Source organism: Pseudomonas sp. PSPC2-3 (assembly GCF_049898265.1).
Lineage (GTDB): Bacteria > Pseudomonadota > Gammaproteobacteria > Pseudomonadales > Pseudomonadaceae > Aquipseudomonas > Aquipseudomonas veronii.
Genome location: NZ_JAFCXJ010000015.1, coordinates 103,935 through 118,673 on the forward strand (window position 1 = coordinate 103,935; position 14,739 = coordinate 118,673).

A 14,739-nucleotide genomic window follows, 5' to 3' on the forward strand; every position below is an offset into this window, starting at 1 on the left:
CGGCGTTGCCGGCGGGGCTTGAGGCTGGGGGAGTCATTGAGACTGTGTCGCGCCTATCGGGAGCAAGCTCCCTCCCACACTTGATCGGGTTCCAACGTTGAAATGCGGTCAAATGTGGGAGGGGGCTTGCCCCCGATGAGGCCAGTACCGCCACCACCGATCAAACCGCCAACAGGCGCTCACGCAACTTGCCGATTTCATCGCGGGTTTGCGCCGCCGCTTCGAACTCCAGATCCCGCGCCAGCTGGTACATTTTCTCTTCCAACTGGCGGATACGTTTGGCGATCTCGCTCGGCGAGCGCAGTTCGTTTTCGTACTTGGCGCTTTCCTCAGCGGCCTTGGCCATGCCTTTGCGCTTCTTGCTGCGCGAGCCAGGCACGGTGGCGCCTTCCATGATATCGGCGACGTCCTTGAACACGCCCTTGGGCGTGATGCCGTTCGCCAGGTTGAAGGCGATCTGCTTGTCGCGACGGCGCTCGGTCTCGCCAATCGCCCGCTCCATGGAGCCGGTGATGCGGTCGGCGTAGAGAATCGCCCGGCCATTGAGGTTACGCGCCGCACGGCCGATGGTCTGGATCAGCGAACGCTCGGAGCGCAGGAAGCCCTCCTTGTCCGCGTCCAGAATCGCCACCAGCGACACTTCCGGCATGTCCAGGCCTTCGCGCAGCAGGTTGATCCCCACCAGCACATCGAAGGTGCCCAGGCGCAGGTCGCGGATGATCTCCACGCGCTCCACGGTGTCGATGTCCGAGTGCAGGTAGCGCACGCGCACGCCGTGGTCGGCCAGGTAGTCGGTCAAGTCTTCGGACATGCGCTTGGTCAGCGTGGTGACCAGCACCCGCTCTTCCAGGGCCACGCGCTTGCTGATTTCCGAGAGCAGGTCGTCGACCTGGGTCAACGCCGGGCGGATTTCGATCTGCGGGTCGACCAGGCCGGTCGGGCGCACCAGTTGCTCGATCACGCGCCCCGCATGCTCAGCCTCATAATTGCCGGGCGTCGCCGAGACGAAGATGGTCTGCGGGCTGATGCGTTCCCATTCGTCGAAGCGCATCGGCCGGTTGTCCAGCGCCGACGGCAGGCGGAAGCCGTATTCCACCAGGGTTTCCTTGCGCGAACGGTCGCCCTTATACATCGCGCCGACTTGCGGCACGCTGACGTGGGATTCGTCGATCACCAGCAGCGCGTCGTCCGGCAGGTAGTCGTAGAGCGTCGGCGGCGGCGCTCCGGATTCACGGCCCGAGAGGTAGCGCGAGTAGTTTTCGATGCCGTTGCAGTAACCCAGTTCCAGGATCATCTCCAGGTCGAAACGGGTGCGTTGTTCCAGGCGCTGGGCTTCCACCAGCTTGTTGTTGGCGCGCAGGTATTCCAGGCGCTCGGCCAGCTCGACCTTGATGCCCTCGACGGCGCCCATCAGGGTTTCGCGCGGCGTGACGTAGTGGCTTTTGGGGTAGAAGGTGAAACGCGGCAGTTTGCGGATCACTTCGCCGGTCAACGGGTCGAACGCCGACAGGCTCTCGACTTCATCGTCGAACAACTCGATGCGGATCGCTTCCAGGTCGGACTCCGCCGGGTAGATGTCGATCACATCGCCGCGCACGCGGAAGGTGGCGCGTGCGAAGTCCATGTCGTTGCGCGTGTATTGCAAACTCGTCAGCCGACGCAGCAGTTCGCGCTGGTCGAGTTTGTCGCCACGGTCGACGTGCAGCACCATCTTCAGATAGGTTTCCGGGCTGCCGAGACCGTAGATGCACGACACCGTGGTGACGATGATCGCGTCCTTGCGCTCCAGCAGCGCCTTGGTCGCTGACAGACGCATCTGCTCGATGTGGTCGTTGATCGATGCGTCCTTCTCGATAAAGGTATCGGAGGACGGCACATAGGCTTCGGGCTGGTAGTAGTCGTAGTAGGAAACGAAGTACTCCACCGCGTTGTTCGGGAAGAACGCCTTGAACTCGCCATACAACTGCGCGGCCAGGGTTTTGTTCGGTGCCAGTACCAGGGTCGGGCGGTTGATCTGCGCGATCACGTTGGCGATGCTGAACGTCTTGCCCGAACCGGTCACCCCGAGCAGCGTCTGGTGCGACAAGCCCGCTTCGATGCCTTCGACCATCTGGCGAATCGCTTCGGGTTGATCGCCGGCGGGTTCAAAGCGGGTGACGAGCTGGAAATCCGACATAACGTACCTCTTTCAAGTCACCCCCGGCTGCACTCCACCAAGGACGAAAAAAGCTCAGCGACCCGCGAATTTTCATCGCAGGTTGCAGGAAAAAACCATGATAGCTGTAGAAGTGGTGACGAATGTGCCGGGTTTCAAGGCAATCGTCCGACCTGCCGTCTACGCTCAAGGTTGGATTAAGACTGACGGTCGGTAAATAAACCGAAAAACTTGGCCGAAAAGCCGTTTCGGTTGTCGCCCTTGACCGTGATGGCCTCTATACTAGCTCCCCGTTTGTGCACCGCTCTAGTGCATTCGGCTGGAGCGCGACACGTCCCTCCTTTCCCCCAAAGAGCTGCCGCAAAAATGAGCCTGTTCTCCGCTGTCGAAATGGCACCACGCGATCCAATCCTGGGCCTCAACGAAGCATTCAACGCCGATACACGAACCACCAAGGTCAACCTTGGCGTGGGCGTTTACTGCAACGAGGAGGGGAAGATTCCACTCTTGCGTGCCGTTGCCGAAGCGGAAGCCATTCGCGTGGCGCAACACGCCGCCCGTGGCTACCTGCCGATCGACGGGATCGTGGCCTACGACCAGGCTGTGCAAAAGCTGCTGTTTGGCGCTGACTCGCCGCTGCTGAGCGCTGGCCGTGTGATTACCGCACAAGCGGTCGGCGGCACCGGCGCGCTGAAGATCGGTGCAGACTTCCTCAAGCAACTGCTGCCCAATGCCGTGGTTGCCATCAGCGACCCAAGCTGGGAAAACCACCAGGCGCTGTTCGAAAAAGCCGGCTTCCCGGTGCAGACCTACCGCTACTACGACGCCGCCACCCACGACGTGAACCGTGCTGGCCTGCTCGCCGACCTCAACGCCCTGCCGCCGCAATCGATCGTGGTGCTGCACGCCTGCTGCCATAACCCGACCGGCGTCGACCTGAACCCGGCCGACTGGCAACAAGTTCTGGACGTGGTCAAGGCGAAAAACCTGGTGCCATTCCTCGACATGGCCTATCAGGGTTTTGGTGATGGCATTTACGAAGACGCCGCCGCGGTGCGCCTGTTCGCGGAATCGGGCCTGACGTTCTTTGTATCGAGCTCGTTCTCCAAGTCGTTCTCCCTGTACGGCGAACGCGTGGGCGCGCTGTCGATCGTCAGCGAATCCAAGGAAGAAAGCGCGCGCATCCTGTCCCAGGTCAAGCGTGTGATCCGCACCAACTACTCCAACCCGCCGACCCACGGCGCGGCGGTCGTGGCCGCAGTGCTGAACAACCCTGAGCTGCGCGCCCAGTGGGAAGCCGAGCTGGCGGAGATGCGCCTGCGCATCCGTGGCATGCGCGAGCAGATGGTCGCCGAACTGGCCAAGGCTGCGCCGGGCCACGACTTCAGCTTCGTCGGTCGCCAGCGTGGGATGTTCTCCTACTCCGGCCTCACCGTTGAGCAAGTCACCCGTCTGCGCACCGAGTTTGGCATCTACGCGCTGGACACCGGGCGTATCTGTGTGGCCGCGCTGAACCAATCGAACATTGGTGCGGTAACGAAGGCGATTGTTCAGGTTCTATAAACCTGGCGACGCTGAACGAAGGGAAGCTACGGCTTCCCTTTTTAATGCCTGTCAGAAAACGCCCTGCTCCCCTAGACTGAACCCCGACTGCCCCTTTGCTGTGAGAGCCCTATGAGAAACGACGACCTGGACCTGCGTGCCGACCGCGACGAACTGGACCACTTCACCCCGCGCGCGCCGCAAGCCAAGCGCCAGAAAAGCCTGGTCTTGCAAGTGGCCCTCGGCGTATTCCTCGGCGGGTTGGCCCTGTGGCTGGTGCAATTGGGTGCGACAGCGATAATGGCCAAATTGGCGATGGGTACCCTGCAATTCGGCGGCTGATGATGATTGAAAGGTGGGAGGGGCCTTGCTCCCGATCGCGGGGTATCAGTGATGGGTGTATTGGCTGACCCAGCGCTTTCGCGGGCAAGCCCCCTCCTACATTGGTTTATGGGGTTGCCAGGACGCGTTCCTCCAGTAACCTTACGAAGCTGTTCAGGCTCTGCGACACCGTGCCGCGGCGCCAGATCAACCAAGTGTGCAAGACGCGGAAACTGTCCGTCAGCGGCCACACACTCACCGTGGTAAACCCCGGCATGCTTTCCAACATGCTGCGCGGCATCAGCGCCAGGCCGGCCCCGGCGCTGACGCAGGCAAGCATGCCGTGGTAAGACTCCATCTCGAAAATCCGCCCCGGCACCGCGCCGTCCTGTGCGAACCAGCGCTCGAAGTGGTGGCGGTACGAACAGTTGGAGCGAAAGGTATAGATGCTTTCCCCGTTCACATCCTGCCCGCGGGTGATCGGCGCGTGATGCAGCGGTGCAATCACCACCATCTCCTCCTCGAACACCGCCAGGCCCTCCAGGGTGGCATGCAACACCGGTCCATCGACGAATGCCGCCGCCAGACGCCCCGACAACACGCCTTCGATCATCGTGCCCGAGGGCCCGGTACTCAGGTCCAGCTCGACCTTGGCGTGCTTCTGGTTATATGCCGCCAGCAGTGCGGGAATACGCACCGCTGCGGTGCTTTCCAGCGAACCGAGGGCAAACGCGCCCTGGGGCTCCTCCCCCGCCACCGTCGCACGGGCTTCCTGTACCAGGTCGAGAATACGCCGCGCATAGCCGAGGAAATTCCACCCGGCCGGGGACAGACGCAGGCGGCTCTTCTCGCGGATAAACAGCGCCACGCCAAGATCCTGCTCCAGTTGCTTGATGCGTGTGGTCAGGTTGGACGGCACCCGATGAATCAACTGCGCGGCGGCGCTGATGCTGCCTTGCTCGGCAACGGCCTTGAAGATTTCCAGCTGCACCAGGTCCAAATCATTCTCCAATCGTGAACGTATTGCTTAATATTATTCACTTTCCAGAAAAGATATAGGCCCTTACGCTGATTCCAATCCAAACCTTCAGCAGGACGGTGCCATGAACGCTATCGCTCACCAGACCCACGCCCTCTCGATCAACCCCGCCACCGGCGAAACGGTCGGCAGTTACCCGTATGAAAACGAGAGCCAGCTGGACGCCACCCTCAACCGTGCGACCGCCGCTTTCCGCACCTGGCGCCGCCAGCCGCTCAGCCAGCGCGCAGAGCGGTTGCAGGCCCTGGCCGGCGTGCTGCGTGAGCAAGCCGAAGCCATGGCGCAGATGATCACCCTGGAAATGGGCAAACCCATCACCCAGGCCCGCGCCGAAATCGAGAAATGTGCGCAACTCAGCGAATGGTACGCCGCCCACGGTCCAGCCATGCTCGCCGCGGAACCGACGCTGGTGGACAACGGCAGCGCGCACATCGAATACCGCCCGCTGGGCCCGATCCTCGCGGTGATGCCGTGGAACTTCCCGGTCTGGCAAGTCCTGCGCGGCGCCGTGCCGACGCTGCTCGCCGGCAACACTTACGTGCTCAAACACGCACCGAACGTGATGGGCACCGCCTACCTGATGAAAGCGGCGTTCCACAAAGCCGGCTTTGCCGAAGGCCTGTTCGAAGTGCTCAACGTGACCCAGGACGGCGTTTCCAAAGCCATCGCCGACCCACGCATCGCCGCCGTCACCCTCACCGGCAGCGTGCGCGCCGGTATGGCCATCGGCGCCCAGGCCGGTGCCGCGCTGAAGAAATGCGTGCTCGAACTGGGCGGCTGCGACCCGTTCATCGTGCTCAACGACGCCGACCTCGACGCCGCCGTCCAGGCCGCGGTGATCGGCCGTTTCCAGAACAGCGGCCAAGTCTGCGCCGCGGCCAAGCGCCTGATCATCGAAGCCGGCGTGGTGGACGCCTTCACCGCCAAGTTCGTCGAAGCCAGCCGCCAACTGGTGATGGGCGACCCGACCTCGACCCACACCTACGTCGGCCCGATGGCCCGCTTCGACCTGCGCGACGAACTGCACGGCCAGGTCCAGGCGACCCTGGCAGAAGGCGCGACCCTGCTGCTGGGCGGCGACAAAGTGCCCGGCGCCGGCAACTACTACGCACCGACCGTACTGGCCGACGTCACCGACCAGATGACCTCGTTCAAACAAGAGCTGTTCGGCCCCGTCGCCTCCATCATCAGCGCCCGCGACGCCAATCACGCTGTGGCCCTGGCCAACGACAGCGAGTTCGGCCTGACCGCGAGCATCTTCACCCGCGACTCGGCGAAAGCGCGCGAGATCGCCGACCAGCTGGAAACCGGCGGGATCTTCGTCAACGCCTTCAGCGTGTCCGACCCGCGGGTGGCGTTTGGCGGCGTGAAGAAAAGCGGCTTTGGGCGGGAGTTGTCGCACTTTGGCGTGCGGGAATTCTGCAATGCGCAGACGGTGTGGCTGGATCGCAAATAATCCACAGCAACCCCTGTGGCAAGGGAGCGTGATCCCGCGGGCTGCGCAGCAGGCTCAGCAGCGGATATGCCGGCGCACGCACTGCACCAGCCCGTCCAGCGCCTCTGACTTCACTGGCGCGAGCACACACACCGTGTGCTCGCGTTCACCTTCGGTCACGGTCAGGGTGTAATGCACCTGGCCTGGATTACCGGGTTCCGGCGCGGTGCTTTGCGGCAACTGAAAGAAGTGTGAAGCCTCGATCAGTTGCCGCAACTCTTGCTGGTCCGCCTCGGGCAGCGTCTCCAGTTCCACGGTGTTCGGTCGGGCCAGGCCCGGGAAAAACGCGGGTCCCCCAATTTCCTTGATCGAAATTTGCATGGCTGTTCCTCACCGCCCAGGCGGGTTGTCAGACGTTAATGCCCACTGCTTTCCAGCCTTCCTTCACCGCCTTGTGCTCGGCCTTGCCAGCACCGTACAGCCGACCGGCAATGTCGTAGGTGATGCGCGCGAAACGCAGGAACCCCGCGTTCGGCCGCAACCGCGCATCGCGTAGCGCGTCATACCAGATACGCCCTGCGCGCTCCCAGGCAAACCCGCCGATCTTCGTGGCTACCTGATAGAACGCATGGTTGGGAATACCGGAATTGATATGCACCCCGCCGTTGTCCTCATAGGTCTGCACGAAATCGTCCATATGCCCCGGCTGAGGGTCCTTGCCCAGCAGCTTGTCATCGAACGCGGTGCCCGGCGCTTTCATCGAGCGCAACGCAGTGCCTTTGATTTTCTTGGTAAACAACCCTTTGCCGATCAACCAATCTGCATCTTGCGCCGTTTGCTGCAGCGCGTACTGCTTGATCAGTGAGCCGAACACGTCGGACAGCGACTCGTTCAACGCACCGGATTGATTGAAATACATCAGCTTGGCCTCATCTTCGGTCACACCGTGGGCCAACTCATGGCCAATGACATCAAGGGCTATTGTGAAACGGTTGAATAGTTGCTGATCGCCATCACCAAACACCATCTGGCTCGAGTTCCAGAATGCATTGTTGTAGTTCTGGCCAAAATGAACGGTCGCGTCCAACGCCATACCGGCGTCGTCTATGGAGTTGCGGTCGAAGACCTGATCGAAAAAATCGAATGTGGCGCCCAACCCATCGTAGGCCTCGTCCACCGCCACATCACCACTGACGGGCTGCCCTTCGCCACGGATCAACTTGCCCGGCAGGCTATCGGCGCCCTCGGCACTGTAGATCGAACGCCGTTTTTCGGCGCCCATGGGCAGGGCCATGTGGGCGACCCCTTTGGCGGGTACGGCAACCATGCGCAACGAACGAAACGTGCTGTCTTTGGCGCGTGTGCGTAACGCGACTTCCCGTTGCGCTTTATCGCCGTTGCGGGCGATCTGGTCGAGCATGTATGGCGGGATCAGGCAGAAAATCGGGTTGCGATGCTGGCGAACACACATTGGCTGGCTCCATTTTGGCGTGGGGTGAACGTCCGGGTAACCGTTCAAGAATAGTCCTGCCGTGGCGGCTTGGGCCAAATTGTCATGAAGCTATGCTGCAGTAGTGTTAATCCGAGGACTGCGAGGAACTTACAATGCCCCCACGCGCCACCAAAATCGACCTTTCGCACCGCCCCCGGCTCGCCGATCTGCGCCCGTTGCTCGCGGCCGGCCCCAGCCTCATGGAGGCCAGGGCGGCGACTGCGCGTGTCACCGCGGCCAAGGACCTGCAGGACCGGCGCGGCTACGCTGAAGCGTTTCTCGACCGCTTCGTGGTGCCATGGCCCACGGTGGATGAAGCCCTGCTGGCTGACGTACAGCCGCTGCGCCTGGACTACACGCATTTCTCAGTGACCATGTCGCGCTCGAGGCGACTGGCACTCTACGTGGGCGCCAATATTGATGGCGCACAGCATGTGGATATCATCCGCAGCAACGACGCCTGGGCCTACGACGGCCGCCTGCCCATCAGCGCACAGGTGGGTGATGCGCTCTACACCGACAATGGCCTGGACCGCGGTCACCTGGTGCGCCGACAGGACCCCAACTGGGGTGACGCGGCCAACATCGCCAATGCCGACACCTTCCACTTCACCAACTGCTCACCGCAGATGAGCGGGTTCAACCAGAAGACCTGGCTGGAACTCGAGGACTACATTCTCGATAACACACAACGCTGGAAAGCCCGGGCCACGGTGTTTACCGGCCCGGTGTTGGCGGACGACGATCGCGTCTACCGGGGCATTAAAATCCCCAAAGCGTTCTGGAAAGTGGTCGCCTACCTCAGCGACGACGGCAAGCCCTGCGCCAGCGCCTACATGATCGACCAAAACCGCGAGCTGGGTCAGCTCGACCTCATGTTCGGCCAGCTCAGAACCTACCAGCGCAGCGTGATTCAGATCGAACGCTTGACCGGTATCCGCTTCGCCAACCTGGCCGACTACGATGGTTTCAGCAATGAAGAGCGCGCCACGGGGACGCGAATTGAAGCGCTGATCCAGGGCCCTGAAGATATTCGTCTGTAACCAGGCGACCTAAGGCTATATCGCCCCGCCGTGATCGACTACCATACCGCGCCGGTTCCCAAACGGGACTAATAGGGAATCCGAAGCGCGGTACACCGCGCCAATCGGAACTGCCCCCGCAACTGTAGATGCCGAGCCCGCTCCCCCACTGCCACTGGACCCCGTCCGGGAAGGCTGGAGCGTGGCGACGACGCATCAGTCAGGAGACCTGCCGGCCCAGCAAAATCACTAACCGGCGGGGTGTCCGGGAAGGACATCCTTGCCTGCCTCACCCGCAGCGGTCGAGGGCGTGTTTCCGAACCGTACACCCCCTGTTCCAGGTACGGCTCCAAGGAGATTGCCCAATGCTGCCACGCGTTACCGCCCTGCTCACCGGCCTGGGCCTGTGTGCCCTGGCCCAAGCGGCCCCCACTCAGTACCCGCTGACGGTGGAGAACTGCGGCAGCAGCCTGACCTTCGCGCAAGCGCCCGCCCGCGCCGTGACCATCGGCCAGGCCGCCACCGAAATGCTCTATGCCCTCGGCGTGGGCGATAGAGTGGTCGGCACGTCGCTGTGGTTCAACAACGTGCTGCCACAGTTCAAGGCGCTGAACGACGGCATCGAACGCCTGGCCAATAACGAACCGAGCTTCGAGTCGGTGATCGCCAAGCGCCCGCAACTGGTGGCGGCCGAGCTGGAATGGGTGGTCGGCCCGCAAGGCGTGGTGGGCACCCGCGAGCAGTTTCATGAGTTGAAGATCCCCACCTACCTGCTGCCCTCCGACTGCGAAGCCAAGAACAACCGGGTGGGCGCCGACGGCACGCGGCTGGAGCCGTTCCGCATCGACACGATCTACAAGGGCATCCGCCAGTTGGCGGAGATTTTCGACGTGCAGGATCGCGGCCAGCAACTCAACGATGAACTCAAGGCGCGCCTGGCCAAGTCCGTCGCCACCGTGCAAGCCAAGGGGCTCAAGCAGGCCAGTGCGCTGGTGTGGTTTTCCAGCGCCGAGATGGCCAGCGATCCCTACGTGGCCGGTCACAAGGGTGTCCCCGAGTTCATGCTGCAAACGCTCGGCCTGCGCAACGTGGTGCAGTCTGATGAGGAATGGCCCGCCGTCGGCTGGGAAACCATCGCCAAGGCCAACCCCACCGTGCTGGTGATCGCCCGCATGGACCGCCGCCGCTACCCGGCCGACGATCATGCACAGAAGCTCGCCTTCCTGCGCAGCGACCCGGTGACGCGCAACATGGACGCGGTGAAACACAACCGCATCATCATCCTCGACGCCATGGCCCTGCAGGCCAGCGTGCGGACCTTCGAGGGTCTTGAACAACTGGCTGCGGCCATCGACGGCTACGACCTGCCGAAATGATACGAACCCTACTCGCCCTGGCATTGCTACTGATCGCCGTGCTCGCCGGCGTGGCCATCGGCGAAACCGCCATCGCGCCGCAGGTGGTGTTGCAGGTACTCGCCAACAAACTGTGGGCGGCCGGCTACGTGCTGGACCCGATCGATGAAGGCGTGGTGTGGAACTACCGCCTGACCCGCGCCCTGGTCGCCGCCGCATGCGGGGCCGGGCTGGCCACCTGCGGGGTGATTTTGCAGTCGTTGTTGCGCAATCCCCTGGCCGATCCTTACCTGCTGGGCATCAGCGCCGGCGCGTCGACAGGCGCAGTCCTGGTGGTGCTGATGGGTGTCGGCGGCGGCTTGGTTTCGCTGTCGGTCGGTGCGTTCGGCGGGGCGATGGCGGCGTTTGCGCTGGTGGTATTGCTCGCGCGGGCCAGCGGTTCGTCCAGCGGCACCGGGCAGATCATCCTCGCAGGCATTGCCGGCTCGCAGCTGTTCAATGCGCTCACCGCGTTCCTGATCACCAAGTCGGCCAGCTCCGAACAGGCGCGCGGCATTCTGTTCTGGCTGCTGGGCAACCTCAGCGGCGTGCGTTGGCCGTCGGTGTGGCTGGCGGTGCCGGTGGCGGTCGCCGGGTTGGCGGTGTGCCTGTGGCATCGTCGGGCGCTGGATGCGTTCACCTTCGGGCGCGACTCGGCGGCCTCCCTCGGCATCCCGGTACGCCGCGTGCAATGGGTGCTGGTGGGCTGCGCGGCATTGGTCACGGCGGTGATGGTGTCGATTGTCGGCTCCATCGGTTTTGTCGGGCTGGTGATTCCCCATGCCGCGCGCCTGCTGCTCGGCACCGGGCACTCGCGCCTGTTGCCGGCCAGCGCATTGGGCGGCGCGCTGTTTCTGATCGCGGCGGATGTGCTGTCGCGCACCTTGATCAAGGGCCAGGTGATTCCGGTCGGCGTGGTCACTGCGCTGGTCGGCGCGCCGGTGTTTGCACTGATTCTGATCGGCCGGAGAAACCCTCGATGAGTGCGCCGGTATTGAGCTGCAGCGGGCTGGGCTTCAAGGTGCGGGAAGCCGAGTTGCTGCGGGATATCCACCTGGAGGTGACGCTCGGCGAAACCCTCGGGATCGTCGGCCCGAACGGCTCGGGTAAATCCACCTTGCTCAAACTGTTGGCCGGGTTGCGTACCCCCGCTCATGGCGAAGTACGCCTGGGTGGCGAGCGCCTGGGCGAACTGCCCCGCCGCACCGTGGCACAACGTCTGGCCGTGGTGGAACAACAGGCCGACACCGACGATGCCATTCGGGTGTTCGACGCTGTCGCATTGGGCCGCACCCCGTGGCTGTCAGCGCTGAGCCCGTGGTCCGAGGCAGACGATCGCATCGTGCGCCAGGCGCTGCACGACGTGGACGCCATGCACTTGAGCAACCGCGCCTGGCGCAGCCTCTCCGGCGGTGAGCGCCAACGCGTACACATCGCCCGCGCCCTGGCGCAACGGCCACAGATTCTGGTGTTGGATGAGCCGACCAACCACCTGGATATTCAGCATCAACTGTCGATTCTCAAGGGCGTGCAGGCGTTACCCGTGACGACCCTGATCGCCCTGCACGATCTCAACCAGGCACTGACCTGTGATCGCCTGGCCGTGCTGGACCGCGGGCGTTTGGTGGCGCTGGGCAAGCCGCAGGACGTGCTGACGCCGCAGCGGCTGCAGGACACCTTCGGGGTGCAGGCGCACTACCTGACGGACCCGTTTGACGGGGCGCAGATTCTGCGACTGCGCGCTTAACGGCAACACCGTTCAAATGTCGGCGCTGTCGAGCCCGGCGAGGCGGCGATGGGATCAGCGTGCAGCACCTGCCGAACGGCCGCGTGCGCTGGGCTAATCCTCGACAATCCTCAGCCAAGGCCACCGCGCCTGATAGCTGCGCGCCTTCTGCGCAAACAACTCCGGCTCAGGATTGATCGGGTTGATCCTGAGCAGGCCCTGCTCCATATCAGTCAAACCAAATGGCGCATACACCTCGCCCGTCGCCACATCCAGCCCGATGCACGTCCCGGCCACCAGGTAACGATCAATCCCGGCGCGCGCGGAGTGCAGCTGCGGATACGGTCGGCCAAACCGCTGGCCATACCAAAGGTGAACGCGCGCCTGATTCTTCACTTCAATTTCTACCTCCAAATCCTCGAACAGCCGCTGTGCAGCGCGAATGACCGCGTCTTCGGCCTCCCAGGAAAGGTCCGGGTCGAAGTAAAAAACGTCGTAGTCCTTTACCCCCTGGTCAGCAGGCAGATTCGACTGATGATTCCAAACAGCCTGGAACAGACAGCCCGCGGTCAGCATGCACTGGTTCACACCAAGGGCCGGCAGGCGCGCGGTGATCTCGGCGTTGATGGGGTTGGCCATGGCCAACTCGAGAAAGGTTTCGACGGTCAATGTCATGCTCAATCCTTTGCAGTGGGCACCTGTCCTGGGGAGCCAACAGTACAACAACGCGGGTTACGCTTTCACGTAACGGCCTCTTCTTCACGTCATCAAAATTCGCTAAGGTGCCTCGACACACCGCTCCCCTATTGCCCTCACCGAGACGCCGACCTTGGCCCATTCCCCGACTGATCGCCCCGCCAGCTCCTGGTCGGTGTTTCTGATTTTCCTGCGCTTGGGGCTCACCTCCTTCGGCGGCCCCGTCGCACACCTGGGTTACTTTCGCGACGAGTTCGTCACCCGGCGCCGCTGGCTGAGCGAGCGCAGTTATGGGGATTTGGTCGCGCTGTGCCAATTCCTGCCCGGCCCGGCCAGCAGCCAGGTAGGTATCGCGCTGGGCCTGTCGCGGGCTGGCTACGGTGGGGCGCTGGCGGCATGGTTGGGGTTTACGCTGCCGTCGGCCGTTGTGCTGATCCTGTTCGCCTTGGGCATTGCCCAGCACAGCACGGCGCTCCCGCCGGGTGCGCTGCATGGCCTTAAGGTGGTGGCCGTCGCCGTGGTCGCCCAAGCCGTGTGGGGCATGGCGCGCAATCTGTGTAGCGACGCCGCGCGCATCACCGTGATGCTGATCGCGGCGTGCGTGGCCCTGCTGCAAACCTCGGCGTGGGGCCAGGTCGCCGTGATCAGCGCGGCGGCGCTGGCGGGCCTGCTGCTGTTCAAGCCCACGCCACCGGCCGCGCACGATGCATTACCCGTGACGCTCAGCCGCCGCGCGGGGGCGATGTGGTTGTCGCTGTTTGTGCTGGTGTTGGCCGGCCTGCCGATCCTGGCCCAACTGATCCCCAATCAGGGCCTGGCGATGACCGACGCGTTCTACCGCAGCGGTTCGCTGGTGTTCGGCGGCGGCCACGTGGTGCTGCCACTGCTGCAGGCCGAAGTCGTGCCCACCGGCTGGGTGAGCAACGATGTCTTCCTCGCCGGCTATGGCGCCGCCCAGGCCATGCCCGGCCCCTTGTTCACCTTCGCCGCGTTCCTCGGCGCGTCGATGAGCCAGGCCCCGAGCGGCTGGCTCGGTGGCCTGCTCTGCCTGCTGGCCATCTTCGCCCCGTCGTTTTTACTGGTGCTGGGCGCACTGCCCTTCTGGGAAAGCCTGCGCCGCAGCCCGCGCACCCAGGCCGCCCTTGCGGGCGTGAACGCAGCGGTGGTGGGGCTGTTGCTGGCGGCGCTGTACCAGCCGGTATGGACCAGTGCGATCTTCAGCGCACGGGATTTCGGCCTGGCCCTGGTCGGCCTGGTGGCGTTGATGGTGTGGAAGCTGCCACCGTGGCTGGTGGTTGTCGGAAGCGGCGCGCTCGGATGGTTATTGAGTCTTGCCCTGTAACACGTCCACCGCGCCTTGCTGCTTGACCTGTCCGAAGACCTCGGCGGCTGACGACTAGCCCTTCAACTCACTCGCGCGATTGCTCGCCGCGTCGTCGTAAGCCACATACAACGACTCGGCGATTTGGCTCTTGATGGCTTTGGTGGACTCAAGGCCCAAGACAAAACCTTCGGCTTTGCCGCCGGCACGGTTGAGTTCTTCGTGGGTGGAGGCACCGGTGATGGCGTCGAGGAGTTTGGAGGCGTGAGGGCCGACACCTTTGGGAAGGGAGATTTGGTCGATGGTCATTGCGATGCCTTTATGAAAAATGGACGGTAGCGCGTGGACCACTGCCGGGCTGGCATGGTAGACCTGTTTGTCGAGAAAGGGGCTGCTTTCGGCCCAAAACCGGATATCGAGTGTCTACAGATTCAGTGGCCCTTTCCGACCGCCCAAAACAAAACCCCTGTCTGCGTAAGCAAACAGGGGTTCTGGAATTTAATCTTGACGATGACCTACTCTCACATGGGGAAACCCCACACTACCATCGGCGATGCATCGTTTCACTGCTGAGTTCGGGATGGGATCAGGTGGTT

At 63.2% G+C, this 14,739-nt stretch carries 14 protein-coding genes, 1 rRNA gene and 1 riboswitch; of the genes, 8 read left to right on the plus strand and 7 right to left on the minus strand.

The window, feature by feature from the left end; translation table 11 throughout:
- Positions 1–160: 160 nt before the first annotated feature.
- On the minus strand, positions 161–2,176 hold the full coding sequence (uvrB, locus tag ACP7E3_RS29805) for an excinuclease ABC subunit UvrB (protein ID WP_017847718.1): 2,016 nt from the start codon (positions 2,174–2,176) through the stop codon (positions 161–163).
- A 345-nt stretch (positions 2,177–2,521) separates the two neighbouring features.
- On the opposite strand from uvrB, the gene ACP7E3_RS29810 reads away from it, so the two are divergent.
- Both ACP7E3_RS29810 and ACP7E3_RS29815 read left to right on the plus strand, forming a co-directional pair.
- A complete protein-coding gene (locus ACP7E3_RS29810; protein WP_169864876.1) occupies positions 2,522–3,718 on the plus strand; it encodes an amino acid aminotransferase in 1,197 nt (398 codons plus the stop codon).
- 111 nt (positions 3,719–3,829) lie between these two features.
- Positions 3,830–4,039: a hypothetical protein gene (locus ACP7E3_RS29815; protein WP_017847720.1), complete on the plus strand. Its 210-nt coding sequence runs from the start codon at positions 3,830–3,832 to the stop codon at positions 4,037–4,039.
- A 106-nt stretch (positions 4,040–4,145) separates the two neighbouring features.
- Here the strand turns inward: ACP7E3_RS29815 and ptrR are convergent, their stop codons facing one another.
- Complete coding sequence (ptrR, locus tag ACP7E3_RS29820; protein ID WP_046382626.1) at positions 4,146–5,018, minus strand: putrescine utilization regulator PtrR; 873 nt, start codon at positions 5,016–5,018, stop codon at positions 4,146–4,148.
- A 103-nt stretch (positions 5,019–5,121) separates the two neighbouring features.
- Here ptrR and ACP7E3_RS29825 point away from each other — a divergent pair, with 103 nt between their 5' ends.
- On the plus strand, positions 5,122–6,513 hold the full coding sequence (locus ACP7E3_RS29825; protein ID WP_426125285.1) for an aldehyde dehydrogenase family protein: 1,392 nt from the start codon (positions 5,122–5,124) through the stop codon (positions 6,511–6,513).
- 54 nt (positions 6,514–6,567) lie between these two features.
- Here ACP7E3_RS29825 and ACP7E3_RS29830 read toward each other — a convergent pair whose 3' ends face one another.
- Entirely contained in the window at positions 6,568–6,873 is a 306-nt protein-coding gene (locus ACP7E3_RS29830; RefSeq protein ID WP_017847723.1) for a protealysin inhibitor emfourin, read from the minus strand.
- 28 nt (positions 6,874–6,901) lie between these two features.
- Positions 6,902–7,963, minus strand: coding sequence for a M4 family metallopeptidase (locus tag ACP7E3_RS29835; protein ID WP_108526355.1), 1,062 nt, complete (start codon positions 7,961–7,963; stop codon positions 6,902–6,904).
- Between the two features lie 134 nt (positions 7,964–8,097).
- Here ACP7E3_RS29835 and ACP7E3_RS29840 point away from each other — a divergent pair, with 134 nt between their 5' ends.
- The 4 genes from ACP7E3_RS29840 (at position 8,098) to ACP7E3_RS29855 (ending at position 12,147) form a co-directional block, all read left to right on the plus strand.
- The gene (locus ACP7E3_RS29840) at positions 8,098–9,027 is read left to right on the plus strand and encodes a DNA/RNA non-specific endonuclease (RefSeq protein WP_108526357.1); all 930 of its coding nucleotides are present in this window, start codon (positions 8,098–8,100) and stop codon (positions 9,025–9,027) included.
- Positions 9,028–9,062: 35 nt separating this feature from the next.
- Positions 9,063–9,257: riboswitch (cobalamin riboswitch) on the plus strand.
- 114 nt (positions 9,258–9,371) lie between these two features.
- Complete coding sequence (locus ACP7E3_RS29845) at positions 9,372–10,382, plus strand: ABC transporter substrate-binding protein (RefSeq protein ID WP_079444394.1); 1,011 nt, start codon at positions 9,372–9,374, stop codon at positions 10,380–10,382.
- Positions 10,379–11,383, plus strand: coding sequence for a FecCD family ABC transporter permease (locus ACP7E3_RS29850; RefSeq protein ID WP_046382622.1), 1,005 nt, complete (start codon positions 10,379–10,381; stop codon positions 11,381–11,383). The genes ACP7E3_RS29845 and ACP7E3_RS29850 overlap by 4 nt, the downstream gene beginning before the upstream one ends.
- Positions 11,380–12,147 (plus strand): ABC transporter ATP-binding protein, encoded by a 768-nt coding sequence (locus ACP7E3_RS29855; protein WP_017847728.1) that lies wholly within the window; start codon positions 11,380–11,382, stop codon positions 12,145–12,147. The genes ACP7E3_RS29850 and ACP7E3_RS29855 overlap by 4 nt, the downstream gene beginning before the upstream one ends.
- A gap of 93 nt (positions 12,148–12,240) precedes the next feature.
- On the opposite strand, the gene ACP7E3_RS29860 is transcribed toward ACP7E3_RS29855, so the two are convergent.
- Positions 12,241–12,801, minus strand: a complete 561-nt coding sequence (locus ACP7E3_RS29860; RefSeq protein ID WP_046487107.1) for a nucleotidyltransferase family protein — start codon at positions 12,799–12,801, stop codon at positions 12,241–12,243.
- A gap of 154 nt (positions 12,802–12,955) precedes the next feature.
- On the opposite strand from ACP7E3_RS29860, the gene chrA reads away from it, so the two are divergent.
- Positions 12,956–14,164, plus strand: coding sequence for a chromate efflux transporter (chrA, locus tag ACP7E3_RS29865; protein WP_079444397.1), 1,209 nt, complete (start codon positions 12,956–12,958; stop codon positions 14,162–14,164).
- A gap of 54 nt (positions 14,165–14,218) precedes the next feature.
- On the opposite strand, the gene ACP7E3_RS29870 is transcribed toward chrA, so the two are convergent.
- The gene (locus tag ACP7E3_RS29870) at positions 14,219–14,452 is read right to left on the minus strand and encodes a hypothetical protein (protein WP_017847731.1); all 234 of its coding nucleotides are present in this window, start codon (positions 14,450–14,452) and stop codon (positions 14,219–14,221) included.
- A gap of 193 nt (positions 14,453–14,645) precedes the next feature.
- Positions 14,646–14,739, minus strand: a 5S ribosomal RNA gene (gene rrf, locus ACP7E3_RS29875); the annotation flags it as partial.